The 25,856-nt window shown below is 62.6% G+C and carries 24 protein-coding genes; 15 read left to right on the top strand and 9 right to left on the bottom strand.

Annotation, left to right across the window (positions count from 1 at the left end; translation table 11 throughout):
- Window positions 1-2: 2 nt before the first annotated feature.
- Entirely contained in the window at window positions 3-872 is an 870-nt protein-coding gene (locus M2396_RS12805) for a DUF6279 family lipoprotein (RefSeq protein WP_259075296.1), read from the bottom strand.
- Between the two features lie 129 nt (window positions 873-1,001).
- Between M2396_RS12805 and M2396_RS12800 the strand changes: the two genes are divergently transcribed.
- Window positions 1,002-1,838, top strand: a complete 837-nt coding sequence (locus M2396_RS12800) for a S1 RNA-binding domain-containing protein (protein WP_103436493.1) — start codon at window positions 1,002-1,004, stop codon at window positions 1,836-1,838.
- Here the strand turns inward: M2396_RS12800 and M2396_RS12795 are convergent, their stop codons facing one another.
- The gene (locus M2396_RS12795) at window positions 1,839-2,219 is read right to left on the bottom strand and encodes a hypothetical protein (RefSeq protein ID WP_150571494.1); all 381 of its coding nucleotides are present in this window, start codon (window positions 2,217-2,219) and stop codon (window positions 1,839-1,841) included.
- Between the two features lie 255 nt (window positions 2,220-2,474).
- Here M2396_RS12795 and M2396_RS12790 point away from each other — a divergent pair, with 255 nt between their 5' ends.
- The 3 genes from M2396_RS12790 to def all read left to right on the top strand — a co-directional run bounded on the left by M2396_RS12790 (window position 2,475) and on the right by def (window position 4,398).
- Window positions 2,475-2,654: a CsbD family protein gene (locus M2396_RS12790; protein ID WP_101317536.1), complete on the top strand. Its 180-nt coding sequence runs from the start codon at window positions 2,475-2,477 to the stop codon at window positions 2,652-2,654.
- Window positions 2,655-2,905: 251 nt separating this feature from the next.
- Window positions 2,906-3,862, top strand: a complete 957-nt coding sequence (locus M2396_RS12785; RefSeq protein ID WP_101317538.1) for a YihY/virulence factor BrkB family protein — start codon at window positions 2,906-2,908, stop codon at window positions 3,860-3,862.
- Complete coding sequence (def, locus tag M2396_RS12780) at window positions 3,862-4,398, top strand: peptide deformylase (RefSeq protein ID WP_101317540.1); 537 nt, start codon at window positions 3,862-3,864, stop codon at window positions 4,396-4,398. The genes M2396_RS12785 and def overlap by 1 nt, the downstream gene beginning before the upstream one ends.
- Here def and M2396_RS12775 read toward each other — a convergent pair.
- Window positions 4,353-4,721: a GNAT family N-acetyltransferase gene (locus M2396_RS12775; RefSeq protein ID WP_150571518.1), complete on the bottom strand. Its 369-nt coding sequence runs from the start codon at window positions 4,719-4,721 to the stop codon at window positions 4,353-4,355. The two genes, def and M2396_RS12775, sit on opposite strands and share 46 nt — an antisense overlap.
- A 329-nt stretch (window positions 4,722-5,050) precedes the next feature.
- On the opposite strand from M2396_RS12775, the gene M2396_RS12770 reads away from it, so the two are divergent.
- Window positions 5,051-5,308, top strand: a complete 258-nt coding sequence (locus M2396_RS12770) for a DUF2790 domain-containing protein (RefSeq protein WP_101317542.1) — start codon at window positions 5,051-5,053, stop codon at window positions 5,306-5,308.
- On the opposite strand, the gene M2396_RS12765 is transcribed toward M2396_RS12770, so the two are convergent.
- The gene (locus M2396_RS12765; protein ID WP_224786464.1) at window positions 5,309-6,670 is read right to left on the bottom strand and encodes a PLP-dependent aminotransferase family protein; all 1,362 of its coding nucleotides are present in this window, start codon (window positions 6,668-6,670) and stop codon (window positions 5,309-5,311) included.
- Between the two features lie 74 nt (window positions 6,671-6,744).
- Between M2396_RS12765 and M2396_RS12760 the strand changes: the two genes are divergently transcribed.
- On the top strand, window positions 6,745-7,698 hold the full coding sequence (locus M2396_RS12760; protein ID WP_101317544.1) for a threonine dehydratase: 954 nt from the start codon (window positions 6,745-6,747) through the stop codon (window positions 7,696-7,698).
- Between the two features lie 140 nt (window positions 7,699-7,838).
- Window positions 7,839-8,477, top strand: coding sequence for a LysE family translocator (locus tag M2396_RS12755; RefSeq protein WP_181106031.1), 639 nt, complete (start codon window positions 7,839-7,841; stop codon window positions 8,475-8,477).
- On the opposite strand, the gene M2396_RS12750 is transcribed toward M2396_RS12755, so the two are convergent.
- Window positions 8,447-9,238, bottom strand: coding sequence for an AraC family transcriptional regulator (locus tag M2396_RS12750; RefSeq protein ID WP_259075293.1), 792 nt, complete (start codon window positions 9,236-9,238; stop codon window positions 8,447-8,449). The two genes, M2396_RS12755 and M2396_RS12750, sit on opposite strands and share 31 nt — an antisense overlap.
- Before the next feature lie 160 nt (window positions 9,239-9,398).
- Between M2396_RS12750 and M2396_RS12745 the strand changes: the two genes are divergently transcribed.
- Genes M2396_RS12745 through M2396_RS12730 form a run of 4 tightly spaced genes read left to right on the top strand, consistent with a single transcriptional unit; the run spans window position 9,399 to window position 11,974 of the window.
- Window positions 9,399-9,824: a nuclear transport factor 2 family protein gene (locus tag M2396_RS12745; protein WP_101317548.1), complete on the top strand. Its 426-nt coding sequence runs from the start codon at window positions 9,399-9,401 to the stop codon at window positions 9,822-9,824.
- A 57-nt stretch (window positions 9,825-9,881) separates the two neighbouring features.
- Window positions 9,882-10,226, top strand: coding sequence for a YciI family protein (locus M2396_RS12740; RefSeq protein ID WP_101317550.1), 345 nt, complete (start codon window positions 9,882-9,884; stop codon window positions 10,224-10,226).
- 18 nt (window positions 10,227-10,244) lie between these two features.
- Window positions 10,245-10,736, top strand: a complete 492-nt coding sequence (locus M2396_RS12735; RefSeq protein WP_150571501.1) for an SRPBCC family protein — start codon at window positions 10,245-10,247, stop codon at window positions 10,734-10,736.
- Window positions 10,736-11,974, top strand: coding sequence for an RNA polymerase sigma factor (locus tag M2396_RS12730; RefSeq protein WP_259075291.1), 1,239 nt, complete (start codon window positions 10,736-10,738; stop codon window positions 11,972-11,974). Before M2396_RS12735 ends, M2396_RS12730 begins: the two co-directional genes overlap by 1 nt.
- A gap of 3 nt (window positions 11,975-11,977) precedes the next feature.
- On the opposite strand, the gene M2396_RS12725 is transcribed toward M2396_RS12730, so the two are convergent.
- Together M2396_RS12725 and M2396_RS12720 are read right to left on the bottom strand one after the other, a co-directional pair.
- Window positions 11,978-12,463, bottom strand: a complete 486-nt coding sequence (locus M2396_RS12725) for a MaoC family dehydratase (protein ID WP_150571503.1) — start codon at window positions 12,461-12,463, stop codon at window positions 11,978-11,980.
- A 34-nt stretch (window positions 12,464-12,497) separates the two neighbouring features.
- Window positions 12,498-13,442 (bottom strand): alpha/beta hydrolase, encoded by a 945-nt coding sequence (locus M2396_RS12720; RefSeq protein WP_259075289.1) that lies wholly within the window; start codon window positions 13,440-13,442, stop codon window positions 12,498-12,500.
- Between the two features lie 202 nt (window positions 13,443-13,644).
- Here M2396_RS12720 and fadD2 point away from each other — a divergent pair, with 202 nt between their 5' ends.
- Together fadD2 and fadD1 are read left to right on the top strand one after the other, a co-directional pair.
- Window positions 13,645-15,333, top strand: a complete 1,689-nt coding sequence (gene fadD2, locus M2396_RS12715; protein WP_259075287.1) for a long-chain-fatty-acid--CoA ligase FadD2 — start codon at window positions 13,645-13,647, stop codon at window positions 15,331-15,333.
- Window positions 15,334-15,647: 314 nt separating this feature from the next.
- Complete coding sequence (gene fadD1, locus M2396_RS12710) at window positions 15,648-17,345, top strand: long-chain-fatty-acid--CoA ligase FadD1 (RefSeq protein ID WP_150571506.1); 1,698 nt, start codon at window positions 15,648-15,650, stop codon at window positions 17,343-17,345.
- A 52-nt stretch (window positions 17,346-17,397) separates the two neighbouring features.
- On the opposite strand, the gene M2396_RS12705 is transcribed toward fadD1, so the two are convergent.
- Complete coding sequence (locus M2396_RS12705; protein WP_101317565.1) at window positions 17,398-18,705, bottom strand: FAD-binding oxidoreductase; 1,308 nt, start codon at window positions 18,703-18,705, stop codon at window positions 17,398-17,400.
- Window positions 18,706-18,735: 30 nt separating this feature from the next.
- A complete protein-coding gene (locus tag M2396_RS12700; protein ID WP_150571508.1) occupies window positions 18,736-20,100 on the bottom strand; it encodes a glutamine synthetase family protein in 1,365 nt (454 codons plus the stop codon).
- 478 nt (window positions 20,101-20,578) lie between these two features.
- Here M2396_RS12700 and hrpA point away from each other — a divergent pair, with 478 nt between their 5' ends.
- Window positions 20,579-24,484 carry an ATP-dependent RNA helicase HrpA gene (gene hrpA / locus M2396_RS12695; RefSeq protein WP_259075283.1) on the top strand — a complete coding sequence of 1,302 codons (3,906 nt, stop codon included), beginning with the start codon at window positions 20,579-20,581 and terminating at the stop codon, window positions 24,482-24,484.
- A gap of 228 nt (window positions 24,485-24,712) precedes the next feature.
- A complete protein-coding gene (locus tag M2396_RS12690; protein ID WP_101317571.1) occupies window positions 24,713-25,834 on the top strand; it encodes a beta-ketoacyl-ACP synthase III in 1,122 nt (373 codons plus the stop codon).
- Window positions 25,835-25,856: the final 22 nt, after the last annotated feature.

The raw sequence follows: 25,856 nt of genomic DNA, 5'->3' as shown, positions 1-25,856 counted from the left end.
CGTCAGCCCTTGAGGCATTTCAGTTCACTGAAGCTGGTGCGCACCTTGCTCAGGCGCTCTTGCAGAAACTGACGCTGGGCGGGTGTGCTGTCCTTGATCAGGTCTACCAGCAGGCCGCGCGCCTGGAGCTCGGTGTTGTTGAACGCCTTGCGATAGTCCTGCGTCCACAGGCTTTCTTTGTGCTGCAGCAGCTGTGCGATGCGCGGTTCGAAGCTGGGCGTCGCACGTTGCTGCATGGCCAGCAGCAACTGTTGCTGCCAGTGCGCGCGGTTGGCGATCCACTGGCGGTTCTGGTCGCCCAAGGCTTGCGACCAGTTCTGCACGCGCAGGCGCTGGGCGGCGTTGAGCTCGCCGAGCCAGGGCTTGATGCGTTTCTCCATGCGTTCGGCGCGTTTGCTGATCTGCTTGGCCAGCGGCGTGTCGACGTAGGTGCGCTGGCGCTCGCGGATGTCATCCGCGAATGCCTGGCGCATCTCTTCGACCTGCTGATCATCCATGCCGCGCAGCAGTTCGACTGCGGACGGAGTGATTGCTTCGGTGACCCGGGCAATCGCCTCGCGGGCCTCTGCTGTGCGCTGCTGCAAGGCCTGATCGGTGACTTGATCCTCGGCGACCATCGCCCGCATGCGGTCGAGCCAGTCGAGGTAGCCGGGCAGCTGTGTGGAGCAGTGCCACGCCAGATGCGCCTGCAAGCGCTGGTCGAGCCAGTTTTTCTGCTCGCGGTTCATGTCCAGATAATCGCCCAGCGACCACGGCACCAGCGTGTCGAGGTTGCGATAGGCAAGGTCGATGCGGCTGCAGCCGAACAGGGTGGCGGCGCAGAGCAGGGCGACAAGGCTGAAGCGCAGGGCGTTGGTCAGGCAGACAGGCATGAGCGAATCCTTGCAAGAGCGTGCCAGCAATAGACGCAGCGGCGGGTTTGCAGTTCAGTCGAACCAGCGGTCGGGCGAGGCGGCGGGTTCAGGTGTAGAATAGCCGCCTTGTCTTGAGGAACATCGGAAATGGCTCTACTTGGGCGTTACAACAGTTTGCAAATCGTCAAGCACGTCGAATTCGGCCTGTACCTGGATGGCGGCGCCGACGGCGAAATCCTCCTGCCGCGGCGTTACATCCCCAAGGATACGCCCACCGAGCTCGATGACTGGCTCAACGTGTTCATCTACCTGGACAGCGAAGACCAGCTGATCGCCACCACCGAGAAGCCCAAGGTGCAGGTCGGCGAGTTCGCCAGCCTGAAGGTAAAAGATATCAATGGGGCTGGTATCTTCCTCGACTGGGGCCTGAGCAAAGACTTGCTGATGCCCTACTCGGAAGAGAAGCGCTCGCTGAAGATCGGCGACTACTGTGTTGTCCACGTCTACCTGGACAAACGCACCCGCCGCATCACCGCCACCGCTCGACTGGACCGCTACCTCGACCTGACCCCGGCCGCGTACACCGCAGGCCAGCCGGTTGAGCTGCTGGTGGCCGATGAAACCGATCTCGGCTTCAAGGCGATCATCAACAACCGCCATTGGGGATTGATTCACAAGAACGAGATATTCAAGTTCCTGCGTTCGGGCATGCACGAGAAGGGCTTTATCAAGGAAGTGCGCCAGGACGGCAAGATCGCCCTGAGCCTGCAGCCGGTTGGTCAGGCCCTGGCCGATGGCCTGCAAGAGCAGATCATGGCCAAGCTGGAAGCTGCTGGCGGCACTCTGGCAGTGTGTGACAAGAGTGATCCGCAGGTGATCAGCGGCCTGTTCAACGTCAGCAAGGGCAACTTCAAGAAAGCCATTGGCGCGTTGTTCAAGGCCGGCCGTATCGTCATCCTTGACGATCGCATCGAGCGGGTCTGATCAGTCCTGGACGAAGGTGCGGAAGTCCAGCTGCTCGCCGCCCGGCCGGGTGTCGCGCAGCAGCGAATCGCGGTCAGCGCTGAGGGCCAGACTGATGGTCGAGCGGCGCTTGCCGGCGTTGCGCACTTCCAGTTGCTCCTGGTGCGCACGCAGGTAGTTGATCGGCACTTTCAAGTGCTGCAGCTCGTCTGACTCCGGGCTGTGCAGCAGCAGGTTGACCCAGTCAGGCTGGCCTTTGACCAGCAGCCGCATCGGGATGTCGAACCACCACAGGTTGCGCTTGGGGTCGAGGATGGCGAACAGGCAGTTGTCGCTGGTCAGCACCGGCCGGGCCAGCGCTTGGTTGCGCCGGGCGATGGCGGCGGGTTTGTCGAGTTTCATGCAGGTTCCTGCGGGTTGACGCTTGAGATGACCTGACATTGTGCGGGGTGGCGCGCGGGCGAGCAAGGCTTGCACACGCTGATGTCGCATTACCCGGCTGCCTGCAATGGGCGGCTGTTTGCCGATGTTTCAGCGCCTGATGGTTTTGCGCGCAAGGCAATGATCGAGAAAAAAATGAAACTCTCGGCAAAGGCCACCGGTCGATTCGTATGTCGACGCGGTTATCTCGCGTCTTTGCCTAAAAGGAACTTCCCCATGAGTGGCACCAAAGACAAAGCGAAAGGCTTGGCCAACGAAGCGGTAGGTAACATCAAGCAAGGTGTTGGCAAGGTCACCGACAATGACAAGCTGCGTGCAGAAGGCAAGGCGCAGGAAGTCAAAGGCGAAGCACAGCAGAAAGTCGGCGATGTCAAAGACGCGGTTAAAAAGCCATAAGCGCTCATTCTTAGGAAAACGGCTATCCAAGGGTTGATGCCGGTAAGTTAAGGTTTGAATGCTGATTTTGGGGCTGCTCTGCAGCCCTTCGCGGGCTTGCCCGCGAAGGGCCGTAGAGCGGCCCCAATTGCCTTTGATGAGCAATGAACAGCAACGCGCCTGGCGTGGTCTATTAGACTTGCATGCATACCATAAGGCCTGTCGCATCGGCGGCCGGCAGCCAAGATGATCGAGCGGCGAAAGGAGACGCTATGATTTTTAACGCCTTGCAGGGCCTCCCCCTGCACCGTGTGCTGGTGCGCACCGTCAGTGAGTTTCTCGATGACGAGATGTCCACCTACGCGTCGGCTCTGGCCTACCAGATGCTGTTTTCGCTGTTCCCGTTCCTGCTGTTCCTGATTGCCCTGATCGGTTTCCTGCACCTGCCTGACTTCTTCTCCTGGCTGCGCTTGCAGTCCGAGCTGGTGCTGCCGCCACAGGCACTGGAACAGGTCAATCCGGTGATCGACCAATTGCAGCAGTCCAAGGGTGGCCTGCTCTCGGTGGGTATCGTGATTGCCCTGTGGACCGCCTCGGCCGGTGTGCGCTTGATGATGAGTGCGATGAACGCCGCTTACGACGTTCCGGAAGGGCGCCCGGTGTGGAAGCGCATCCCGCTGTCGATCTTCTACACCATCGGCATCGCCGGCATGCTCCTGGCAGCGGCGGCGTTGATGGTATTGGGCCCACAGGTAATGGAGTGGATTGCGGCGCAGGTGGGCATGCAGGAGTTCATCGTTACTCTATGGACGATCGTGCGCTGGCCGGCAATCGTCGTGCTGATGATGGTCGCGGTGGCGTTGATCTACTACGTCATGCCGGACGTGAAACAGAAATTCAAGTTCATTACCCCAGGCTCGGTGCTGGCGGTGGTGGTGTGGATCATCGCCTCGCTGGGCTTTGGTTATTACGTCAAGACCTTCGCCGACTACAACGCCATGTACGGCAGCATCGGGGCAATTATCGTGCTGCTGCTGTACTTCTATATTTCAGCCGCCGTACTCTTGCTTGGCGCCGAGATGAACGCGGTGATCGAGCACATGTCCGCCGAGGGTAAAGACCCAGGCGAGAAGGACTTTGACGGCCACAAGCCGAAGGAGACCGTGTCTGTGCTGGGTCATGAGCGTCCGGTGGCGACCGAACCCCCGAGCCCAGAGCCGAACCGCTGATGATCCGTGACATCCTGAAAATGGGCGATGAGCGCCTGCTGCGCATCGCCCCGCCTGTTCCCGAACACTTGCTTGGCAGCGCCGAGCTACAGCAGTTGATCACCGATATGTTCGAGACCATGCACCATGTCGGTGGCGTTGGCCTGGCCGCGCCGCAGATCGGCGTCGACCTGCAACTGGTGATCTTCGGCTTCGAGCACAGCGAGCGCTACCCGGACGCCGAGGCAGTGCCGCAGACCATTCTGCTCAACCCGGTCATTACACCGCTGTCGAGTGAGACCGAGGAGGGCTGGGAGGGCTGTCTGTCGGTGCCGGGCTTGCGCGGTGTGGTGCCGCGGTTCACGCGCATCAGCTACAGCGGCATCGACCCTGAGGGCAACTTGATCGAGCGCGTCGCTGAAGGTTTCCATGCGCGGGTCGTGCAGCATGAGTGTGATCATCTGATCGGTCGCCTGTATCCATCGCGGATCCAGGACTTCTCCCGGTTTGGCTACACCGAGGTGTTGTTCCCTGGGCTGGACATCGGCGACGACTGATCACGGCCGAGCGCGACCAGGTTTTTGCTGCGCTGATAGCGCGCCAGACGCATGCTCAGCGCCTCGGGCAGATCATGCGCGGGGCCAAAGCCCAATCGCTGATAGAACGGCAGTAGCTCCGGGTGGCAGAACAGCCACACGGGGCCCGATGCAGTTGCCAGCGAGGCCTCGATCAACTGCCCAGCGATGCCACGCCCACGCCACTGTGGGTCGACCAGCAGCCCGGTCAGCCATTGACCGTGGCCCACCGGGCTCAAGCTCATCCCCGCAACGATTGCGCCCGCACGCGCTACCCACAGCGCGCCGCCGGCTGCCGAGCGCATGCGCGAGCCTTGCTGGCGATAGAAGTGATCAAGCAGGCGTTGCTCCAGTCCGCAGAGGGGCGCGTAGGTCAGGGCAGTCATCGTGTGTTCCAGTTCAGCGGTAGCGGGCGCCCGGGGGGGCAGACTGTTGCACATTGCGCAAGGCTGTATGTCCTACCGTGGGGTTCAAGTATTGCGTAACAGGCGTAAAATTGTCTCATCCCCTCAGCAGTACGACAAAGCGGGACCGGTACTTCGTGCCATCGGTGCACTCGATGACAACTTCTCCGCGCCAATGACGGCGGACTGAAGTCAATCGCTCAGCTTGATCGCCTCAAAGGCCAACTCTCATGAAAGCTCTACTGATTCTTGCACTCTTCGGTGTGTCCTCGTTCGCCTTCGCAAAAGAGGCTCAACCGGTGTCCAGCCCACCTGTGGCGGTGCAATATGAATACGGCACCAACCTCGACATCAAACGTGTGATCAGCCTGTCGACCCTGCCCAATGTCTGCGATGTGGTGCCTGCCACCATGACTTACGAGGACCATCAGGGCCAGGTCCATACTCTGCAGTACCGGGCGATGGGTGAGGGTTGCAGCCAGGGCTGATCAGGCCTCGGCCAGTGCCTGACGGACGGCCTCCAGGCCTTGTTTGAGCTGTGCTCGGCTGGTGGCTGCCGACAGGCTGATCCGCACGGCCTTGACCTCATCCACACCAATCGCGAAAACGTTGCCGGGAACGACCTCGACCCCGCGCCTGCGGCAATCAGCGGCCAGCGCCTCGGCGCCGGCCGGTGCCGCTACCCATACGTGCGGTGAGGCCTGCCGGTCGTCGAGCAACGCCGCGCCCAATACACTGCGGGCCAGTCGCCAGCGCTCGGCGGTTTCTTGGCGGTTCCAGGCCAAGCGGCGGGCGGCAGTACCGTCGGCGATCCACTGGCAGGCGATATGCAGATCCAGCGGCGAGACCGACCAGTGACTCGCCTGGCTGTGCGGCTCGATCTGCGCGAGCAGGGACGGCTGGGCCACGATCCAACCCACGCGCAAGCCGGCGGCAACCGTTTTCGAAAGGCTGCTTACCAGAATTCCGCGCCCCTCAAGCAAGGGGTACAGCGGTGGCTGCTCGCTCAGTGCGCCGTACACATCATCTTCGATCACCAACAGCTGATGGCGTTTGACCACCTCGGCGATGGCCTGGCGGCGTGCCGCGTCCATGCAGGTTGAGGTCGGGTTGTGCAGGGTCGGGGTGATCACCAGCACGCGGGCGCCGCTGGCACGCGTGACGCGGTCCAGCTCATCCGGACGCAGGCCGTGCTCATCTAGCGCCACGCCGTGCACTGGCAAACGCAATTGCCGGCACGCCGCCTTGATCCCAGGCGCCGTCAGCGCCTCGACCATCACCGCTTCACCGTCCTCGCACACTGACTGCAACACGCAGTTCAGCGCGTATTGCGCGCCGGCACACAGCAGCAGCTCGTCGGTCGCGAGAGTCAAGCCGCGTTCGGCCAGCCAGCGTGCCCCGTGTACGCGCCCCGCCAGCAGTTGCTCAGGCCCCAGGTAATGCTCGAGCAAGCCAGACTGCTCGAGTTCTAGCAGCCTGTGCAGGCTGGCCTGCAGATCTCGGTTGTCGGGTTCGACCACTGGCACGTTGGTCGACAGGTCGATCACCGCTTGTTCTGCATCGTGGCGCTTGAGCCGGAACAGGGTGGCTTCCTTGCTGCCCGCCAGCACATAGGTACCACGCCCCACCGCGCCAGCGACCAGATGACGGGCAGCGGCTTCGCGGTAGGCTTGCTGGGTGGTGCTTGGGTTGAGCCCGAGCGCCCAGGCCAGGCGCCGCTGCGGCGGCAGGCGCTGGCCAACCTTGAGCTCACCGCGCTCGATGGCGTCGGCGATGGCATCGACCAGCGCCAGATAACGCGGCTGATCGCTGGCAGTCAGCGTCGGGATCCACATGAAATTGCCACCCATGCAATATATCGATTTACCCATACAATGCCCCGCGCCTAGGATCAGGGCAACTCACACGATGAAGGAAGATCGTCATGTTCGACCTGGCCGCACTGCGCGAAGCTGCTGATTTCGTCCACCAACACCTGCCCGCAACGCCGCAGCATGTCTGGCCGCTGCTGGCCGAGCGGGCCGGCTGCGAAGTGTGGGTCAAACACGAAAATCACGCCCCGACCGGCGCGTTCAAGGTGCGCGGTGGCCTGGTCTACGTGCGTTCGTTGTTGGCGCACGGGCAGCCGCCGAAAGGGCTGGTCACGGCCACACGCGGCAACCACGGCCAGAGCATGGCGTTGGCCGCGCGCCAGGCGGGTATCCCGCTGGTGATCGTCGTGCCGCAAGGCAACTCGCGGGAGAAAAACGCCGCCATGCGGGCCTTGGGCGCCGAGCTGATCGAGCATGGTGCCGACTTCGATCTGGCCCGCGAAGAAGCCGCGCGGTTGGCCAACGAGCTGGGCTACCAGATGGTGCCGTCGTTCCACCCGGAGCTGGTGCGCGGCGTGGCGACCTATGCCTTGGAGCTGTTCGATGCTGTCGCCGCGCTAGACTGCGTGTACGTGCCGATCGGCATGGGCTCGGGCATCTGCGGGTTGATCCAGGCGCGCAACCTGCTTGGGCTCAAGACCGAAATCGTCGGCGTGGTCTCGACTGCCGCCGACGCCTACGCGCAGAGCTTTGAACAGGGCCGCATCGTCACCACCGCCACGGCCAACACCTTTGCCGATGGCATGGCCTGTCGGATGCCGCACCCGGATGCCTTTGCCTTGATTCATCAGCATGCCGCGCGGATCGTGCGGGTGACCGATGACGAGATCGCCGAGGCCATGCGCATTTACCACGAAACCACTCACAACACTGCTGAGGGAGCTGGCGCTGCAGGTTTGGCTGCGCTGTTGCAGGAACGTGAGCGGCAGAAGGGCAAGCGCGTTGCGGTGGTGCTCAGTGGCGCGAATATTGATCGTCAACGTTATGCGCAGGTCTTGAGCGGCTGAATACTCAGACGGCGCTGGCGTACTCTTGAACGGGTAAGTGAAGATCGGCGCAGCCGGGGAGCAGGCAATTTCTTCCAATACCGTCGCGATTGGCCTGTGGCTTAATCAGCGCCTCCTGATCTGTCGCGTAGCTATTACCCATGCCTTTTTCCAACGGATTTCTGCTGAGCCTGTCGCTGTGTCTGGACATCGGCATCGCCAATATCGCCATGATCACTCTGGCCATGCAGCGTGGTTTCCTTCAGGGGTTCTGGTTGGGCCTGGGCACCTGCGTGGGTGACTTGATCTACGCCATCGCAGCATTGGCCGGGATGACCGTGCTGCTGCAGTTCGAGAGTGTGCGCTGGGTGCTGTGGCTTGGTGGTTCGGCGTTGTTGATCTGGTTTGCGCTGAAGATGCTGCTGGCCGCCTGGCGCGGCGGGCATCTGGATGCGCGCGCCGAGGTGGTGGTCGAGTCGGGCTGGCGCGAGTTTGCGCGAGGGGTGTTTCTGGCGATGTCGTCGCCGAGCGCGATCCTCTGGTTCGCTGCGGTCGGCGGTGTGCTGATCTCCCGCTCAGGCGCTGGCAGCTTGCTCGACGCGGTTGTGTTTCTCGGCGGTTTCTTCGCGGCCGGCCTGCTCTGGTGCGTAAGCTTGTGCGGTATTGCCAGCCACGGCGGGCGCTTGCTCGGTGACCGCTTGCTGACCTGGTCTTACCTGCTGTCGGCAGCGATTTTCTGCTACTTCGCGGTGTATGTGATCGTTTCAGGCTACCGCGAATTCATTCTTGCCGCCGCGTAATGTTGCGGCGTCACGCCGTGTACCCGGCGAAACGCTGTGATGAAGTGGCTCTGGTCGTAGAAACCCAGGTCCAGCGCCACGTCTGGTGCGTGTTGGCCAAGACGTAACCGGCGCCGCGCTTCGATCAGGCGCAGTTGCATGTGGTACTGCAACGGGCCCAGGCCGGTGGCCTTTTTGAAGCAGCGTACGAAGTGATATTTGCTCAAGCCGGCGACCTGCGCCAGCTGCTCGAGAGGCAGCCGTTGCTGCAGATGCTCACGCATGAATGCCTGGCTGGTAGCGACGGCCGCTGACTGCTCATGGGCGGCGCTGGCGGGTTGCTCCAGCAATTGCGCGAGCAACAACAGCTCGGCCTGTTCGCGTTGCTCGTCACTGGCCCGGGCCAGCTCCAGCAACGCAGCAAACAGCTGCGGCCGCTGCAGCACGCCTTGCTGCAAACGTGGCGCAGTAGCGGTCGAGCGCAGATTGTCGGCGCTGATCAGTTGCGTGATCGCCGCTGGCGCCAGGTGCAGGCTGATGTATTCCACACCTGTCGTGGCAAATTCCGAACCCTGCACGGCCAGCGGGTTGTACAAGGTGATCTGGCCTGGCGCCACCTCCAGCTCGCGGCCATCGAGCCAAATCCGCTCCTGGCCACTGAGATTGGCGCCGATCACGTACTCGTCATGGGTATGCCGCGGGAAGCTGGCACCGCCTTGCGCGCGCACCCAGCTCAGCTCGAAATGCGGGCTGGCAGGCAGGGTTTCGCTGGTCAAAGGCATGGCAATACCTGTAGGCGGCAGCAGGAGTGCAGTGGCCAATGGTACCCGTCGACCAGGCTCAAAAAAATATTTTTCAGTGCCTGTCGATTTCGCCTCTCGCAATTCGACTAGTCATGAAGGCGCTGGATGATCCTGCGCTGCCCTGGTCGAGAGCCCAATAATGACTACCTCAACCGAATCGCTACTGCGTCAACAGATCGACAGCTGGATGCAGGCCGTGCGCGAGCGTGACATCGATGCAATCGTTGCTCCCTACGCCGAAGACGTCGTCGCCTTTGACGCCATTCAGGCCCTGCACTTCAAGGGCAAGGCCGCCTACCGTGCGCACTGGGAAATGTGCATGGGCATGTGCTCGGGCGAGATGGTGTTCGAGATTCATCAACTGACCCTGCACGTCGACGACAACCTCGCCCTGGCCCACTGGCTCAATCGCTGCGGGCCGGCAGATGACGACAGCCAATGCGGCTTCATGCGCGTTACGGTCGGCTATCGTCGCAGTGGCGCGCAGTGGCAGGTCATCCACGAGCACTGGTCGGCGCCGTTCGACATGCAAACCCAGAAGGCGCTGTTCAACCTGCAACCTTGAGCTGAGCACGCCTGCTGTTATCGCCAAACGCACTGTCCACTGACGTTGGAGGCAATCATGAAATACCTGTGCCTGGTCTATTGTGACGAGGGGCTGCTGCACAGCTTGCCCGACAGCCCCGCCGATGCCGAATGCCAGGCTTATGCGCAGGCACTGGAGGGCAGCGGCCGCGTGCTCGCCGCGCAGGCGCTGCAGTCTGTCCAGGCCGCGACCACGGTGCGCGTGCGCAATGGCCAGATGAGCCTGACCGACGGGCCATTCGCTGACACCAAGGAACAGCTCGCCGGTTTCTATCTGGTCGAAGCGCGCGACCTCAATGAAGCGTTGAGCATCGCCAAAGGCATCCCCGCCGCCCGAGTCGGCAGCGTCGAGGTCCGCCCGGTGCGCGAACTACAACCCTGAACGTGGAGCACAACAACAATGACGCACGCACACGCAGGCTCTGCAGTGGCCGAACATGAACTGTCCATCACTCGCCTGATCGACGCCCCACCGGCGAAGGTATTTCGCGCCTGGAGCGAACCGCAATGGCTGATGAAGTGGTGGGGCCCGCACGGCATGACCACCCCGGAATGCGAGATGCAACTGTGGGTTGGCGGCTTGTTCCGGACCTTGATGCGCACCGCGGACGGCACCGAATACGATAACCAGGGTGTCTTCCTGGAAATCGTGGCGCCACGTCGGCTGGTCTTCACCGATGCGTTTCGGCCGGGCTGGGTCCCCGCCGCCAAGGCCTTCATGACCGCAGTGGTGACCTTCGATGATGAACACGGCAAGACCCGCTATACCGCCCGCGCGCTGCACTGGAATGCCGAGGATTGCCGCGCCCACGAAGAAATGGGCTTTCACCAGGGGTGGGGACAAAGCCTGGACCGCCTGGTGGAGGTAGTCACTCAGCAGATGCCTGACTGATGCTCGGCGAGCAGCTGCGTGAGGTGGTAGATGAGCTCTACCGACGAGACTCGCGGCGCATTCTGGCCACCTTGATTCGCCTGCTGGGTGATTTCGACCTGGCCGAGGAGGCCATGCACGAGGCGTTTTTCATCGCGGTCGAGCGCTGGCAGCGTGATGGCATCCCCAGCAATCCACGGGCCTGGCTGGTGTCGACCGGGCGCTTCAAGGCCATCGATCTGTTACGCAAACATGCCCGTTTCGATCATGCCCAGGCGGATCTGATCATGCTTGTGCCCAGCGATGACGACCCCGCTGATGAAGCGCTACTCGGCGATGACCGCTTGCGCCTGATCTTCACCTGCTGCCACCCCGCGCTGGCTGCGGATGTCCAGGTGCCGCTGACCCTGCGTGAAGTCTGTGGCCTCAGCACCGAGCAGATTGCCAGTGCCTTTGTCCAGCGTCCGGCAACCATTGCCCAGCGCATCGTCCGCGCCAAGGCGAAGATCCGCGATGCCGGTATCGCCTATCAGGTCCCCGAGCAGGCCGAGCTGCCAGAGCGTCTGGACAGTGTCCTGCGGGTGATTTACCTGGTCTTCAACGAAGGCTATTCAGCCAGCTCGGGTGAAGCGGTGGTGCGCCGTGAGCTGTGTGATGAGGCGATTCGGCTTGGTCGACTGCTGCTGCAACTGCTGCCAGCCCCGCAGGTAATGGGCCTGTTGGCGCTGATGCTGCTGCAAGCTTCACGGCAGGCAGCGCGCAGTGACCTTGACGGTAACCTGGTGCTGCTCGATCAACAGGATCGCCGCCTGTGGAATCACCAGCAGATCGCCGAAGGCTGCCAGTTGGCCGAACGGGCGCTGCGCGCTGGCCCGGCCGGTATCTACAGCCTGCAAGCGGCGATCGCGGCGCTGCATGCAGAAGCGCTCCGCCCGGCAGATACCGACTGGGCGCAGATCATTGGTTTGTACGATGTATTGCAGCGCCACTGGCCATCACCGGTGATCGAACTCAATCGAGCCGCAGCCCTGGCCAGACGCGATGGTCCGCAGGCGGGCTTGGTGCTGATCGAAGCGCTGTTGCAGCGCGGCGAACTGCTCGACTATCACCTGGCGCACGCCGCCTGCGCAGAACTGCACGGCCAACTGGGCCAGACCGAGCCGGCTCGCGCAGCGTGGCAGCGAGCCCTGATACTGACTCAACAAGAGCCGGAGCGGCGCTACATCGAGCAGCGCCTGCGCGACTTGCAGGGCCGCTAGAAGTCAGGCTTCGGCAACGCTCGGCTCGAAGGTCGGCGGCGTCACCAGCTGCACGGTCTGCTGCTTGCGCGGCGCGAGAATCTCGGCTTCGCCGGCAATCACCAGCTCATCGTTCTGGTTGTAGACGTTGGTGGCGATACGCACCTTGAACTTGGGCAGCTTTTCGAGGATCTCCAGGCGCACGGTCAGCGTGTCGCCGATTTTTACCGGCTTCTGGAAACTCATCTGCTGGCCCAGATACACCGTGCCTGGGCCGGGCAGGTTGCAGGCCACTGCCGCGCTGATCAGGGCGCCAGTGAACATGCCGTGGGCAATCCGCTCGCGGAAGATGGTCTTGGCAGCGTACTCGGCATCGAGGTGGACGGGGTTGTGGTCACCGGACATGGCGGCGAAGAGTTGGATGTCGCGCTCTTCAACGCGCTTGACGAACTCTTCATTTTTCTGACCCACTTCGAGGGCTTCGTAGGGGGTGTTGGTGACCTGGGTCATCAGGGCTTCCTTATTGGCGGACGGGGCCTGGCTATCATTCACTGCGAGCGGGGCGGCCAAGGGCCAGCGTCTGCTCGAGCCAGCCGAGAATGTCGGCGGTAACCTCGTCGCGATTGGTTTCATTGAGCAGTTCGTGGCGCGCCTGCGGGTACAGGCGCAACTGCACATGCCGGTTGCCGGTCGCGCTCAAAGCGACGGCCAGATCACTGAGACGCTTGCCGGCACTCACCGGATCACATTCACCGCCAATTATCAGTATCGGCAGGTTCGGATCGACCTGGGCAAGGTTGCTCGGCCGGCTGACTTGCGCCAGGCCTCGGAGCAGATCGAGCCACAACTGATTGCTGCAGCGAAACCCGCACAGCGGGTCGGCGATGTACTTGTCTACTTCGGCTTCGTCGCGGCTTAGCCAGTCGAATGGCGTCCGGGTAGGCTTGAAGGCATTGTTGAAGCTGCCGAACGAAAGCTTGTCGATCAGCGCACTGCTGGCCTTGGCGCCCTGGCGCCAGGCTTCGGCGCGGACGATCAGGGCCGCGGCGCGATACAGCCTGGGCGGCTGCAGGTTGGAGCCGCTGAGAATAGCTCCGTGCACGCTGGCGCTGTGGTGCAGCAGGTAAGCCTGGACGATGTAACTGCCCATGCTGTGGCCGAACAAAAACAGTGGCGTGCCAGGAAATCGCTCGCCGATGTGCTGGCTGAGCAGGCCGAGATCGTTGACCACGGCATTCCAGCCATCCTTGCGGGCGAACAGGCCCAGACGACCGTTCTCGGCGGTCCGGCCATGGCCACGCTGATCAGGCGCGAGCAGGGCAAAGCCGGCGGCGCTCAGTGCCTGGCCCAAGCGCTGATAGCGCCCGCCATGCTCGGCCATGCCATGCGCCAGCAGCACCACGGCCTTGACCGGTGTGGCCGGCAGCCATTGGTGCAGGTACAGGTTGCTGTGCTCACTGGCGGCAACCCAGAGCGCATCGTAAGCCATGACCGCGTCCTTTTCTGTGCATGTTCCCCGACAGTGTACGCACTACCACTGAAATTGCAGGGCGGGCACAAATAAGATTCACAATGTTAATAGCGGCCCTTGGCGTGTTTGCCACCTCCCACTTACCTGCTAACGTCGGCTCAACGCCTGTCGCCCCGTGCAGCAGGTCAAGGACGCTCCAGGCCAAGAGGAACAATAATAAATGCATGCCGACTTCTGGAATGACAAACGCCCGGCGGGCGTGCCTTCCTCCATCGATATCAATGCCTACCGCAGCGTGGTCGATGTGTTCGAGCGCTCCTGCAAGCGCTTCGCCGACCGCCCGGCCTTCAGCAACCTCGGCGTGACCTTGAGTTATGGCGAGCTCGAACGCCACTCGGCGGCCTTCGCCGCCTGGCTGGAGGCCAATACCGACCTGGCCCCCGGCGATCGTATTGCCGTGCAGATGCCCAACGTGCTGCAGTACCCGATTGCGGTGTTCGGTGCGCTGCGGGCCGGGCTGATCGTGGTCAACACCAACCCGCTGTACACCGAGCGGGAAATGCGCCACCAGTTCAAGGATTCCGGCGCGCGTGCGCTGGTGTACCTGAACATGTTTGGCAGAAGGGTGCAGGAGGTGCTCCCCGATACCGGCCTTGAGTACCTGATCGAAGCGAAGATGGGGGATCTGCTGCCTACCGCCAAAGGCTGGCTGGTCAATACCTTGGTCGACAAGGTCAAGAAGATGGTCCCGGCCTTCGATCTGCCGCAGGCAAAGTCGTTCAAGCAGGTGCTGCGCGAGGGCAGGGCGTTGAGCCATACACCGGTGCCGCGCAGCCTCGACGATGTCGCCGTGCTGCAGTACACCGGCGGCACCACCGGCTTGGCCAAGGGCGCCATGCTGACCCATGCCAATCTGGTCGCCAACATGCTGCAGGTACTGGCGTGCTTCTCCCAGCACGGCGCCGACGGCCAGAAGATGATCAAGGAAGGCCAGGAGGTGATGATCGCGCCGCTGCCGCTGTACCACATCTATGCTTTTACGGCGAACTGCATGTGCATGATGGTCACCGGCAACCACAACGTGCTGATTACCAACCCACGTGATATCCCAGGGTTTATCAAGGAGCTGGGCAAGTGGCGTTTCTCGGGCTTGATTGGCCTGAATACGCTGTTTGTCGCGCTGATGGACCACCCCGGTTTCAAGTCACTGGATTTCTCGGCGTTGAAGGTCACCAACTCCGGTGGTACCGCGTTGGTCAAGGCCACCGCGGAGCGTTGGGAGAGCCTGACCAAGTGCCGCATCGTCGAAGGCTACGGCCTGACCGAAACCTCGCCTGTGGCCAGTACCAACCCTTATGGGCAGCTGGCGCGGCTGGGCACAGTAGGCATCCCGGTAGTGGCCACGGCGTTCAAGGTCATCGATGACGATGGCAACGAGTTGCCCTTGGGCGAGCGCGGCGAGCTGTGTATCCAGGGCCCGCAAGTGATGAAAGGCTACTGGCAGCAGCCCGAGGCAACGGCGCAGGCGCTCGACAGTGCAGGCTGGTTCAAGACGGGTGACATCGCCGTCATCGATCCTGATGGCTACACGCGGATTGTCGACCGCAAGAAAGACATGATCATCGTCTCGGGCTTCAACGTGTACCCGAACGAGATCGAGGATGTGGTGATGGCCCACCCGCAGGTCGCCAACTGCGCCGCAATCGGGGTGCCGGACGAGCGTTCCGGCGAGGCGGTGAAGCTGTTTGTGGTGGCCCGTGAAGGGGGCGTCAGCGTTGAAGAGCTGAAGGCTTACTGCAAGGCCAACTTCACCGGCTACAAAGTGCCCAAACACATCGTCCTGCGCGATTCGCTGCCAATGACGCCGGTCGGCAAGATCCTGCGGCGCGAGCTGCGCGACATCGCCTGACCGGTCCGGCCTAGGCACTGCAGAGGCAAGCAGCGGCGACGCGCTTGCCTCTCTTTATATGCATAGCCAGTAGATCAACCCACAGCAGCCGGTTTGCGACATTTTGGCTAATTACTCTAAATATGACTTATATAATTCATTGAGTCATATTTGTGACCGTTTGGCCTGTTTTGGCCTCTAGTCGACCCTTGGCAAAGCTGATACTCTCGGCCCGCTTTCAGAGGATACGGTTGGCAATGAACCGGCGCCTTCTATCAATAATAAACGCATAAACGCGTATAAAGAATTCGCTGTTGCTCAAGGAGTTGGCTTCCATGATCGAAAATTTTTGGAAGGATAAGTACCCAGCCGGGGTAGCGGCGCAAATCAATCCTGATGAATTCCCCAATATCCAGGCGGTGCTCAAGCAATCCTGCCAGCGTTTTGCCGACAAGCCGGCCTTCAGCAACCTGGGCAAGACCCTGACCTATGGCGAGCTGTACACGCTGTCCGGCGCGTTTGCCGCGTGGCTGCAGCAGCACACTGACCTCAAGCCGGGCGACCGCATCGCCGTGCAGCTGCCGAACGTGCTGCAGTACCCGGTGGCGGTATTCGGTGCCATGCGCGCTGGCCTGATCGTGGTCAACACCAACCCGCTTTACACCACGCGGGAGATGGAACACCAGTTCAACGACTCTGGCGCCAAGGCGCTGGTGTGCCTGGCCAACATGGCCCACCTGGCTGAAAAGGTGGTGCCCAAGACCCAGGTCAAACACGTCATCGTCACCGAAGTGGCCGACCTGCTGCCGCCGCTGAAACGGCTGCTGATCAACAGCGTCATCAAATACGTGAAGAAGATGGTCCCGGCCTATCACCTGCCCAAGGCCGTACGTTTCAACGATGCCTTGGCCAAGGGCGCCGGCCAGCCGGTCAACGAAGCCAACCCGCAGGCCGATGATGTTGCCGTGCTGCAGTACACCGGCGGCACCACCGGGGTGGCCAAGGGCGCCATGCTCACCCACCGCAACCTGGTCGCCAACATGCTCCAGTGCCGTGCGTTGATGGGCGCCAACCTGCAAGAAGGCTGCGAGATCCTGATCACGCCGCTGCCGCTTTACCACATCTATGCCTTTACCTTCCATTGCATGGCAATGATGCTGATCGGCAACCACAACGTGCTGATCAGCAACCCGCGCGACCTGCCGGCGATGGTCAAGGAGCTCGGCAAGTGGAAGTTCAGCGGCTTTGTCGGCCTCAACACGCTGTTCGTTGCCCTGTGCAACAACGAAGGCTTCCGCGCTCTGGACTTCTCGGCACTGAAGATCACCCTGTCCGGTGGCATGGCCTTGCAGTTGAGCGTTGCCGAGCGCTGGAAAGCCGTAACCGGCTGCGCCATCTGCGAAGGCTACGGCATGACCGAAACCAGCCCGGTTGCTGCGGTCAATCCGGCTGAGGCCAACCAGGTCGGCACCATCGGCATCCCGGTGCCGTCGACGCTGTGCAAGATCATCGATGACAGCGGCCAGGAGCTTGCCCTGGGCGAGGTCGGCGAGCTGTGCGTCAAGGGCCCGCAGGTGATGAAAGGCTACTGGCAGCGCGAAGATGCTACCGCCGAGATTCTCGATGCCGATGGCTGGTTGAAGACTGGCGACATCGCCTTGATCCAGACCGATGGCTACATGCGTATCGTCGACCGCAAGAAGGACATGATTCTGGTGTCCGGCTTCAACGTCTACCCCAATGAACTCGAAGACGTGCTCGCCGGCTTGCCGGGTGTGCTGCAGTGCGCTGCGATCGGTGTACCGGACGAGAAGTCGGGCGAGCTGATCAAGGTGTTCATCGTGGTCAAGCCGGGCATGACCCTGACCAAGGAGCAGGTCATGGAGCATATGCGCGCCAACGTCACCGGCTACAAGGTGCCGCGTTATATCGAGTTCCGTGATGCCTTGCCAACCACCAACGTCGGCAAGATCCTGCGCCGCGAGCTGCGTGACGAAGAGCTGAAGAAGCAAGGCCTGAAAAAGACCGCCTGATCAGGTGGCGACTGCGTGGCAGCTGATGCCCGCGCAGTCGCCGCTGCAGCTGTCAGCGCAGTTTTTCCAGCATCTGGTAGTACCACATCCCCGCCGCCAGCAGCGGATTGCCGAGCAGGTCGCCCATTGGCACCTTGACGTGCTTGCAGCCGGCAAAGGTATCGAACTTCTCCAACGTTCCGGTCACCGCCTCAGCCATGATTTCACCCATGATGTGGCTGGTGGCAACGCCGTGCCCGGAATAACCCTGGCAGTACCAGACGTTGTCAGAGAGTTTGCCCAACTGCGGAATGCGGTTGACCACGATGCCCATCGCGCAGCTCCACTGGAACTCGATCGGCACGCCTTTGAGAGCGGGGAAGGTGCGCTCGATGCACGGTCGCAGCTCGCCGGCGATGTCCCGTGAATCCTTGCCGGAGTAGTTGGCGCCACCGCCGAACAGCAAGCGCTTGTCGGCGGTCAGGCGGTAGTAGTCGAGGACGAAGCGGCAGTCGTACACCGCCAGATCCTCCGGGTTGATCTGCTCGGCCAGTTCGCCCAGTGGCGCGGTGGTGACGATGCCGCCCATCGCCGGGAAGATCTTGCCCTTCAGCTGGCGCTTTTCCAGCTTGTGATAGACATCGCCGGCGAGCATCACCTGACGCGCCTCGATCCGGCCCTGGGCGGTGACCACCGCCGGGCGAGGGCCGTGAACGATGTCGAGTACCTCGGAATTCTCGAAAATCAGGGCGCCCATCGCGTGTGCCGCGCGCGCTTCGCCCAGGCACAGGTTGAGCGGGTGCAGGTGCAGGTTGCGCATGTTCTTCAGGCCGCCCAGGTACAGCGGGCTCTGCAGGTGGCGGGCAACCCCGTCGCGATCGAGCAACTCGAGCTGATCACCCATGCCACGGCGTTGGGCCTCGGCCTGAAAACTCTGCAGCTCGGCCATGTGCGATGGCTTCATCGCGGTGTGCAGGTGGCCGCGCTTGAGGTCGCACTCGATTCCGTAGCGTTGCACCCGTTGCTCGATGATCTCGTGGCCGCGCCAGCGCAGTTGCCAGATGAAGTCATCGACCTCGCTGCCGAGGCGCGCGCTCATCTGCTGGCGCATCGCCTCGTCGCCGGACAGGCTGCCCGTCACCTGGCCGCCGTTGCGCCCGCTGGCGCCCCAACCGATGCGATTGGTTTCGACAATGGCCACCTTGAGCCCACGTTCGGCCAGCTCGACCGCCGTGGCTACGCCGGTGAAACCGCCGCCGATGATCGCCACATCGACCTGGTGCGTACCCTGCAAAGTCGGGTACTGGCTGTGATCGTTGACAGTGGCGCTGTAGTAGGACGGCGCGCGCTGGGCCGAACCCTTGTTCAGTGCTGCGTTCATGCGAATTCCTTGAGATGAAAAGGGTAGGGCTCAGGCCTGGTGCAGGTACCAGCGCCAGTCCTGCTCGCCGACTTCGGCCATGAACTGGCGGTACTCGGCGCGCTTGACCTTGAGGTATACCCCGAGAAAATCCTCGCCGAGAGCCTCTTTGGCCCAGGTCGACTGCTCCAGTGCAGCGAGCACGGTCAGCCAGTCGGTGGGCAGGTGTTCGGTGGCCTGGGCATAACCGTTGCCCGTCACCGGCGCGCCGGGGTCGAGCTGTTCGCGCAGGCCCTGATGGGTGGCGGCGAGAATCGCCGCAGCCGCCAGATACGGGTTGGCGTCGGCGCCGCAGATGCGGTGTTCGATGTGCCGGCTGTTGGCCGGGCCGCCGGGCACGCGCAGGCTCACGGTGCGGTTGTCGACGCCCCAGGTCGGCGCCAGCGGCGCGTAGCTGTTGGCCTGGAAGCGGCGGAACGAGTTGGCGTTGGGGCAAAACAGCAACAGTGATTCATGCAGATGGCGGAGCATACCGGCGACTGCCTGGCGCAGCAGCGGCGTACCGGCCGGATCTTCACTGGCAAACAGATTGTGACCCTCGGCGTCGGCCAGGCTCAGGTGCATGTGCATGCCGGTGCCGGCCAGTTCGGCGAACGGCTTGGCCATGAAGCACGCCTGCATGCCGTGGGCATGGGCAATGCCCTTGACCAGGCGCTTGTAGCGCACGGCCTGGTCCATCGCCGCCAGGGCGTCGCCGTGTTCCAGAGTGATCTCGACCTGGCCTGCGGCGTACTCGGAAATCGCCGTGCGCGCAGGGATGCCTTGGGCTTTGCAGGCGGCGTACAGGTCAGCCAGAAACGGCTCGATCTGCTCCAGTTCGCGCAGGCCATACACTTGGGTGGCGCGCGGGCGGCCGCCGTCGTTGTCCAGCGCGGGCTGCGGCCGGCCGTGGGCGTCGCGCTGCTGGTCGAGCAGGTAGAACTCCAGTTCGCAGGCCATCACCGGGTGGTAGCCGTCGGCCTTGAGCGCTTCGATGGTGCGCAGCAGGACGTGACGTGGGTCAGCAACACTGGCTGGCAGGCCTTCACGCGGGTGCATGCTGACTTGCACCGCCGCGGTTGGCACCCGCCGCCACGGCAGGCGCACCAGACTGCCCTGCAGGGGATAAGCGCGGCAGTCGATATCGCCGACGTCCCACACCAGGCCGGAGTTTTCCACGTCGTCGCCATTGATGGTCAAGCCAAGAATGGTGCTCGGCAGCGGCCTGCCGCTTTGGTAAACCGCCAGCAGCTCGTCACGGTGCAGCAGCTTACCGCGGGGCACACCGTTGGCATCGAGGATGAACAGCTCGATCAGGTCGATATCAGGGTTATTGGCCAGAAACTGTTCGGCCTGCTCAAGGGGAGCAAAGTGCATGGTGGATTCGCTCGCGGCTCATTGCTGAGGCGCACGGACCTGCGCGCAATGGGCGCCAGGCCGGACTGGGTAAACCGGCGCAGAGACGCCGGGTCTGGTCAGTGCAACGCGGGCGAAAGATCGGGCGGGCGAGCGTGGCGGCAGTGCCACAGGGCCCAGAAGGCGAGGATGATGTGCACCAATGGATTTTCGCCGACACAAGCCCGGGCCTTCGGCAGCGAAGGGCGGGACGGCGGGCGTGCGGTGCGGGTGGGGACGCTCATGGGTTGATACTCCCATGGGCTGTAAGGTTGATTAAATCAGCGAATGGCTACCTTAAGTTAGCTACTGGCTAAACATTCGCGCCAGCCATGCTCGCTGAGGTTCACGCAACCCGCGCCCGGCGCTGAAAGCAAAGATTCGGCAAATCTGCGACAATCGCCCCTCTTCGAATGCCAATCATGTACCAGCAGGCTCACCTGCATCATTAAAAAGCCCCATGACTGATAACGCCATCGACCAGCTGCTGAACAATCTCGACCACGCCATGATCGCCGACCGTCATCGTCTGCGCCGGCAACTGCACGAGCTGCGCAAGCGCCCGGACGAGGCCAAGCTGGCCTTGTGGGCAGACAAGGTGCAAGCCTCGTTCGACAAAGTCAGCGCGCGCCAGGCGAGTGTGCCGAGTATCCGCTACGACGACAGCCTGCCGATTGCGGCCAAGCGTGACGAGATCAAAAAAGCCCTGAGCGAACACCAGGTGCTGATCATCGCCGGCGAAACCGGCTCTGGCAAAACCACCCAGCTGCCGAAAATCTGCCTGGAACTGGGCCGCGGCAGCCACGGCCAGATCGCCCACACTCAGCCGCGGCGGATCGCTGCACGCAGCGTGGCCGCGCGGGTGGCCGAAGAGCTCGGCACGCCGCTGGGGGCGTTGGTTGGCTATCAGGTGCGCTTTGAAGATCAGAGCGATGCCAACACCTTGGTCAAGCTGATGACCGACGGCATCTTGCTGGCTGAAACCCAGCATGACCGCTTTCTTGAGCGCTACGACACGATCATCGTCGACGAAGCCCACGAACGCAGCCTGAACATCGACTTCCTGCTCGGCTACCTGAAGACCTTGCTGCACCGTCGGCCCGAGCTGAAGCTGATCATCACCTCGGCGACCATCGACCTGGAGCGCTTCTCCAAGCATTTCGACGATGCGCCGATCATCGAGGTGTCTGGCCGGACCTATCCGGTCGACACTTGGTACCGGCCGCTGACCAGCGAGCATGACGAGGAAGGCAACCAGGTCGAAGAAGACCTCAGCGTCGATCAGGCGATTCTGGCCACCCTCGACGAGATTGCTGCGCACGAGCGCAGTGCCGGCAAGGGGCCGGGAGACGTGCTGGTGTTTCTGCCGGGCGAGCGAGAGATCCGCGATGCCGCCGAAATGCTGCGCAAGGCGCAATTGCGCCACACCGAAATCCTGCCGCTGTATGCGCGGCTGTCGCCGGCTGAGCAGCAGAAGATCTTCCAGTCGCACCCGGGCCGTCGCGTGGTACTGGCGACCAACGTCGCCGAGACCTCGCTGACCGTGCCGGGCATCCGCTACGTGATCGACAGCGGCACCGCGCGCATCAGCCGCTACAGCTACCGGGCCAAGGTCCAGCGCCTGCCGATCGAGGCGGTGTCGCAGGCCAGTGCCAACCAGCGCAAGGGCCGCTGCGGCCGGGTCGAGCCGGGCATCTGCATTCGCTTGTACAGCGAAGATGACTTCAATGGCCGGCCGGCGTTTACCGACCCGGAGATCCTGCGTACCAACCTCGCCGCAGTGATCCTGCAGATGTTGCATCTGCGCCTGGGCGATATCGATGCCTTCCCGTTCATCGAGCCACCGGATGGCAAGGCCATCAGCGACGGCTTCAACCTCTTGCAAGAGCTGTCGGCGGTCAACCGCGAGAACCAGCTGACCCCGCTCGGACGGCAATTGGCACGCCTGCCGATCGACCCACGGCTGGGGCGCATGTTGCTTGAAGGCGCGCGCCTGGGCAGCCTGCAGGAAGTACTGATCGTCACCAGTGCGCTGTCGGTGCAGGACCCGCGTGAACGTCCACCCGAGCGTCAGCAGGCGGCCGATCAGGCCCATGCGCAATGGAAGGACGTCGACTCCGACTTCGCCGGGCTGGTGAATTTGTGGCGCGGTTTCGAAGAGCAGCGCCTGGCCCTGACCGCCAACCCGCTGCGCAACTGGTGCCGCAAGAACTTCCTCAACTACCTGCGCCTGCGCGAGTGGCGTGATGCTCATCGGCAGCTGGCGTTGATCTGCCGTGACCTGCAACTGACCGTGAACAAAGAGCCGGTCGATTATCAGCGCATGCACAAGGCAATCCTCAGCGGCCTGCTCAGCCAGATCGGGCAGAAGACCGAAGAGGGTGATTACCTCGGTGCGCGGCAGCGGCGCTTCTGGATTCATCCATCGTCCGGCATCGGTCGCAAGCGCCCGCAGTGGGTGATGGCCGCCGAGCTGGTCGAAACCACCAAGCTGTATGCGCGCATGGTTGCCAAGATCGAACCGGACTGGATCGAGCCGTTGGCCGGCCACCTGATCAAGAAGAACCACTTCGAGCCGCACTGGGAGAAGAAGCGTGGCCAGGTGGTCGCCTTCGAGCAGATCACCCTCTATGGGCTGATTCTGGTCGGTCGCCGCCCGGTGCATTACGGCCCGATCGATCCGGTGGTTTCGCGTGAGCTGTTTATCCGCGAAGGACTGGTTGGCGGCGAAATCCAGTCGCGGGCCAAATGCCTGATGGCCAACAAGCGCCTGCTCGAGCAGCTCGACGAGCTCGAGGCCAAGGCCCGCCGCCGGGATATTCTGGCCGACGAAGAAACCCTCTACGGTTTCTACGAAGCACGCCTGCCGGCAGAGATTCACCAGACCGCGACCTTCGATGCCTGGTACCGCATGACCAGCCAGAAGGACGCCAACCTGCTGATCATGCGCGAAGAGGATGTGCTCGCTCGCGAGGCTAGCGAAGTCACTGCCGCGCAGTATCCGGACACCTTGAAGATCGGTGATCTGAGCCTGTCGCTGAGCTATCACTTCGAGCCCAATCATCCGCGCGACGGCGTCACCGTGCGGGTGCCGGCGCCGCTGTTGCCGAGCCTGCCGGGCGAGCGTCTGGAGTGGCTGGTACCGGGCCTGCTCGAAGCCAAGTGCATTGCCCTGGTGCGCAGCCTGCCCAAGGCGCTGCGCAAGAACTTCGTGCCGGTGCCGGACTTCGTCAAGGCAGCGCTTTCGCGCATGACCTTTGGCCAGGGCAGCCTGCCTCAGGCCCTTGGCCAGGAGTTGCTGCGCATGACCGGTGCGCGCGTCTCGGACGAAGCCTGGGCCGAAGCCGTCGAGTTGGTCGAGAGCCATCTGCGGATGAACATCGAAGTGGTCGACGGCGAGGGCAAGTTCCTCGGCGAGGGCCGTGATCTGGCCGAGCTGACTGCACGCTTTGTTGCCGCCAGCCAGGCGGCGTTGGCCATGCCGCGTACCGAAAAATCCGACCAGCCGGTACAGGCCAAGGCCTTTACCCCGGTAGCCGAGACCGCCCAGCAGAAGATCGCCGGGTTGTCGATGACGGTGTATCCGGCGCTGGTCGAGGACAAGGGCGCGGTCCGCGAAGGGCGTTTTTCGACCCATGCCGAGGCCGAGTTCCAGCACCGCCGGGCGTTGCAGCGGTTGCTCCTGCAGCAGTTGGCAGAGCCGGCCAAGTTCCTGCGCAGCAAGCTGCCTGGGCTGACCGAGCTGGGCTTGCTGTACCGCGACATGGGCCGGGTCGAGGCACTGGTCGAGGATATTCTCCTGGCCAGCCTCGACAGCTGCATCCTCGACGGCGAGGCGCAGTTGCCGCGCGATGGCGCCGGGCTGGCGTCGCTGGCCGAGCGCAAGCGTGGCAGCTGGGCGGAGCATGCCGAGCGGCTGGCGCGCCTGAGCCTGGAGATCCTCAAGCTGTGGCATGGCCTGCAAAAGCGCTTCAAGGGCAAGATCGACCTGAGTCAGGCGGTGTCGCTGAACGACATCAAGCAGCAGTTGGCCAACCTGGTCTATCCAGGGTTTATTCGAGAGACACCGGCGCAGTGGCTCAAAGAGCTGCCGCGTTGCCTGAAGGCGATCGAGCTGCGCCTGGAGAAGCTGGGCAGCCAGGTTCAGAAGGACCGGGTCTGGAGTGGCGAACTGGCCAACCTCTGGGCGCAGTACAAAACCCGCGCCGACAAGCACGCCCAGGAAGGCAAGCGCGATGAGCAGTTGGTGCTGTATCGCTGGTTGCTGGAAGAGTACCGGGTGTCGTTATTCGCCCAGCAGTTGGGGACCAAGGTTGCGGTTTCGGACAAGCGCCTGAGCAAGCAGTGGAGCCAGGTAGAAGGCTAAATTGCTGAAGTTGTGGCAAACTCGCTGCAGGTTTCAGCGAGACCTGGCCAGGCCGGCATGGGCAGCAATACGCCGATGCAGGTGTGGCCAGGCGCAACGTTCGAAGGCACAGCCTTCGGCCGTTTCAAGGCAGACAATTACAGGTTCAACTTGGTACCAAGGTGCCATTAGCCAAACCCTATTTCGGCCAACGCCCCAGCGTGATGGCCTTCGACCAGAGGAACGATCGTGCATAACGTCGTGATCAGCGGCACCGGCCTGTTTACTCCGGCCCAGAGCATTTCCAATGAAGAACTGGTGGAGTCGTTCAACACCTGGGTGCAGCAATTCAATGCCGACAACGCCGACGCCATCGAGCGTGGCGAGGTCGAGGCTCAGGCCGAATCCAATGCGGCCTTTATCGAAAAGGCTTCGGGCATCAAGAGCCGCTTCGTCATGGACAAGGCCGGCATCCTCGACCCGCAGCGGATGAAGCCGTTGCTGCCTGAGCGCAGCAACGAAGAACAGTCGATCCTCTGCGAGATGGCCGTGAGCGCGGCGCTGATGGCATTGCAACGCGCTGGCCGCACTGCGGCCGATGTCGATGGCGTGATCGTCGCCTGCTCCAACCTGCAGCGGCCATACCCGGCCATCGCCATCGAAGTGCAAGCTGCGTTGGGCATCCAGGGCTTTGCCTTCGACATGAACGTGGCCTGCTCCTCGGCGACTTTCGGCATCCAGACTGCCGCCAACAGCGTGCAGCTGGGGCAGGCGCGGGCGGTGCTGATGGTGAACCCTGAGGTGTGCACCGCGCACCTGAACTTCCGTGATCGCGACAGCCATTTCATCTTTGGTGACGGCGCTACGGCTGTGCTGATCGAGCGTGCCGACCTGGCGACCTCGGCGCATCAGTTCGAGATCGTCAGCAGCAAGTTGCTGACCCAGTTCTCCAACAACATCCGCAACAACTTTGGCTTCCTCAACCGCACTGCCGAAGACGGTGAGGGTGCTGCCGACAAGCTGTTCGTGCAGGAAGGTCGCAAGGTGTTCCGCGAAGTGTGCCCGATGGTGGCCGAGCTGATTGCTCAGCATTTGGCCGAGAACGATCTGCAGGCCAGTGACGTGCGCAGGTTCTGGCTGCATCAGGCCAACCTGAGCATGAACCATCTGATCGTGAAGAAGCTGGTCGGCCACGAGGTGGCTGAAGAGGATGCGCCGGTGATTCTTGATCGGTATGCCAATACCAGCTCGGCGGGCTCGGTGATTGCCCTGCATTTGTATCAGGATGATCTGCCCAAGGGCGCGTTGGGCGTACTGAGTTCGTTTGGGGCGGGGTATTCGATTGGCAGCGTGATCCTGCGCAAGCTGTGATCTAACAGCGAGGCTGCTTTGC

This window comes from Pseudomonas sp. BIGb0278, assembly GCF_024809895.1.
Taxonomy (GTDB): Bacteria; Pseudomonadota; Gammaproteobacteria; order Pseudomonadales; family Pseudomonadaceae; genus Aquipseudomonas; species Aquipseudomonas shirazensis.
Note: the sequence above shows the minus strand (reverse complement) of the source record. Positions and strands in the feature narration are given on the sequence as shown.

Bases quoted from the DNA above. Each gene is read 5' to 3' on its own strand.
- M2396_RS12805 (WP_259075296.1), bottom strand. From the start codon at position 872: ATGCCTGTCTGCCTGACCAACGCCCTGCGCTTCAGCCTTGTCGCCCTG.
- M2396_RS12800 (WP_103436493.1), top strand. From the start codon at position 1,002: ATGGCTCTACTTGGGCGTTACAACAGTTTGCAAATCGTCAAGCACGTC.
- M2396_RS12795 (WP_150571494.1), bottom strand. From the start codon at position 2,219: ATGAAACTCGACAAACCCGCCGCCATCGCCCGGCGCAACCAAGCGCTG.
- M2396_RS12790 (WP_101317536.1), top strand. From the start codon at position 2,475: ATGAGTGGCACCAAAGACAAAGCGAAAGGCTTGGCCAACGAAGCGGTA.
- M2396_RS12785 (WP_101317538.1), top strand. From the start codon at position 2,906: ATGATTTTTAACGCCTTGCAGGGCCTCCCCCTGCACCGTGTGCTGGTG.
- def (WP_101317540.1), top strand. From the start codon at position 3,862: ATGATCCGTGACATCCTGAAAATGGGCGATGAGCGCCTGCTGCGCATC.
- M2396_RS12775 (WP_150571518.1), bottom strand. From the start codon at position 4,721: ATGCGCTCGGCAGCCGGCGGCGCGCTGTGGGTAGCGCGTGCGGGCGCA.
- M2396_RS12770 (WP_101317542.1), top strand. From the start codon at position 5,051: ATGAAAGCTCTACTGATTCTTGCACTCTTCGGTGTGTCCTCGTTCGCC.
- M2396_RS12765 (WP_224786464.1), bottom strand. From the start codon at position 6,670: ATGGGTGGCAATTTCATGTGGATCCCGACGCTGACTGCCAGCGATCAG.
- M2396_RS12760 (WP_101317544.1), top strand. From the start codon at position 6,745: ATGTTCGACCTGGCCGCACTGCGCGAAGCTGCTGATTTCGTCCACCAA.
- M2396_RS12755 (WP_181106031.1), top strand. From the start codon at position 7,839: ATGCCTTTTTCCAACGGATTTCTGCTGAGCCTGTCGCTGTGTCTGGAC.
- M2396_RS12750 (WP_259075293.1), bottom strand. From the start codon at position 9,238: ATGCCTTTGACCAGCGAAACCCTGCCTGCCAGCCCGCATTTCGAGCTG.
- M2396_RS12745 (WP_101317548.1), top strand. From the start codon at position 9,399: ATGACTACCTCAACCGAATCGCTACTGCGTCAACAGATCGACAGCTGG.
- M2396_RS12740 (WP_101317550.1), top strand. From the start codon at position 9,882: ATGAAATACCTGTGCCTGGTCTATTGTGACGAGGGGCTGCTGCACAGC.
- M2396_RS12735 (WP_150571501.1), top strand. From the start codon at position 10,245: ATGACGCACGCACACGCAGGCTCTGCAGTGGCCGAACATGAACTGTCC.
- M2396_RS12730 (WP_259075291.1), top strand. From the start codon at position 10,736: ATGCTCGGCGAGCAGCTGCGTGAGGTGGTAGATGAGCTCTACCGACGA.
- M2396_RS12725 (WP_150571503.1), bottom strand. From the start codon at position 12,463: ATGACCCAGGTCACCAACACCCCCTACGAAGCCCTCGAAGTGGGTCAG.
- M2396_RS12720 (WP_259075289.1), bottom strand. From the start codon at position 13,442: ATGGCTTACGATGCGCTCTGGGTTGCCGCCAGTGAGCACAGCAACCTG.
- fadD2 (WP_259075287.1), top strand. From the start codon at position 13,645: ATGCATGCCGACTTCTGGAATGACAAACGCCCGGCGGGCGTGCCTTCC.
- fadD1 (WP_150571506.1), top strand. From the start codon at position 15,648: ATGATCGAAAATTTTTGGAAGGATAAGTACCCAGCCGGGGTAGCGGCG.
- M2396_RS12705 (WP_101317565.1), bottom strand. From the start codon at position 18,705: ATGAACGCAGCACTGAACAAGGGTTCGGCCCAGCGCGCGCCGTCCTAC.
- M2396_RS12700 (WP_150571508.1), bottom strand. From the start codon at position 20,100: ATGCACTTTGCTCCCCTTGAGCAGGCCGAACAGTTTCTGGCCAATAAC.
- hrpA (WP_259075283.1), top strand. From the start codon at position 20,579: ATGACTGATAACGCCATCGACCAGCTGCTGAACAATCTCGACCACGCC.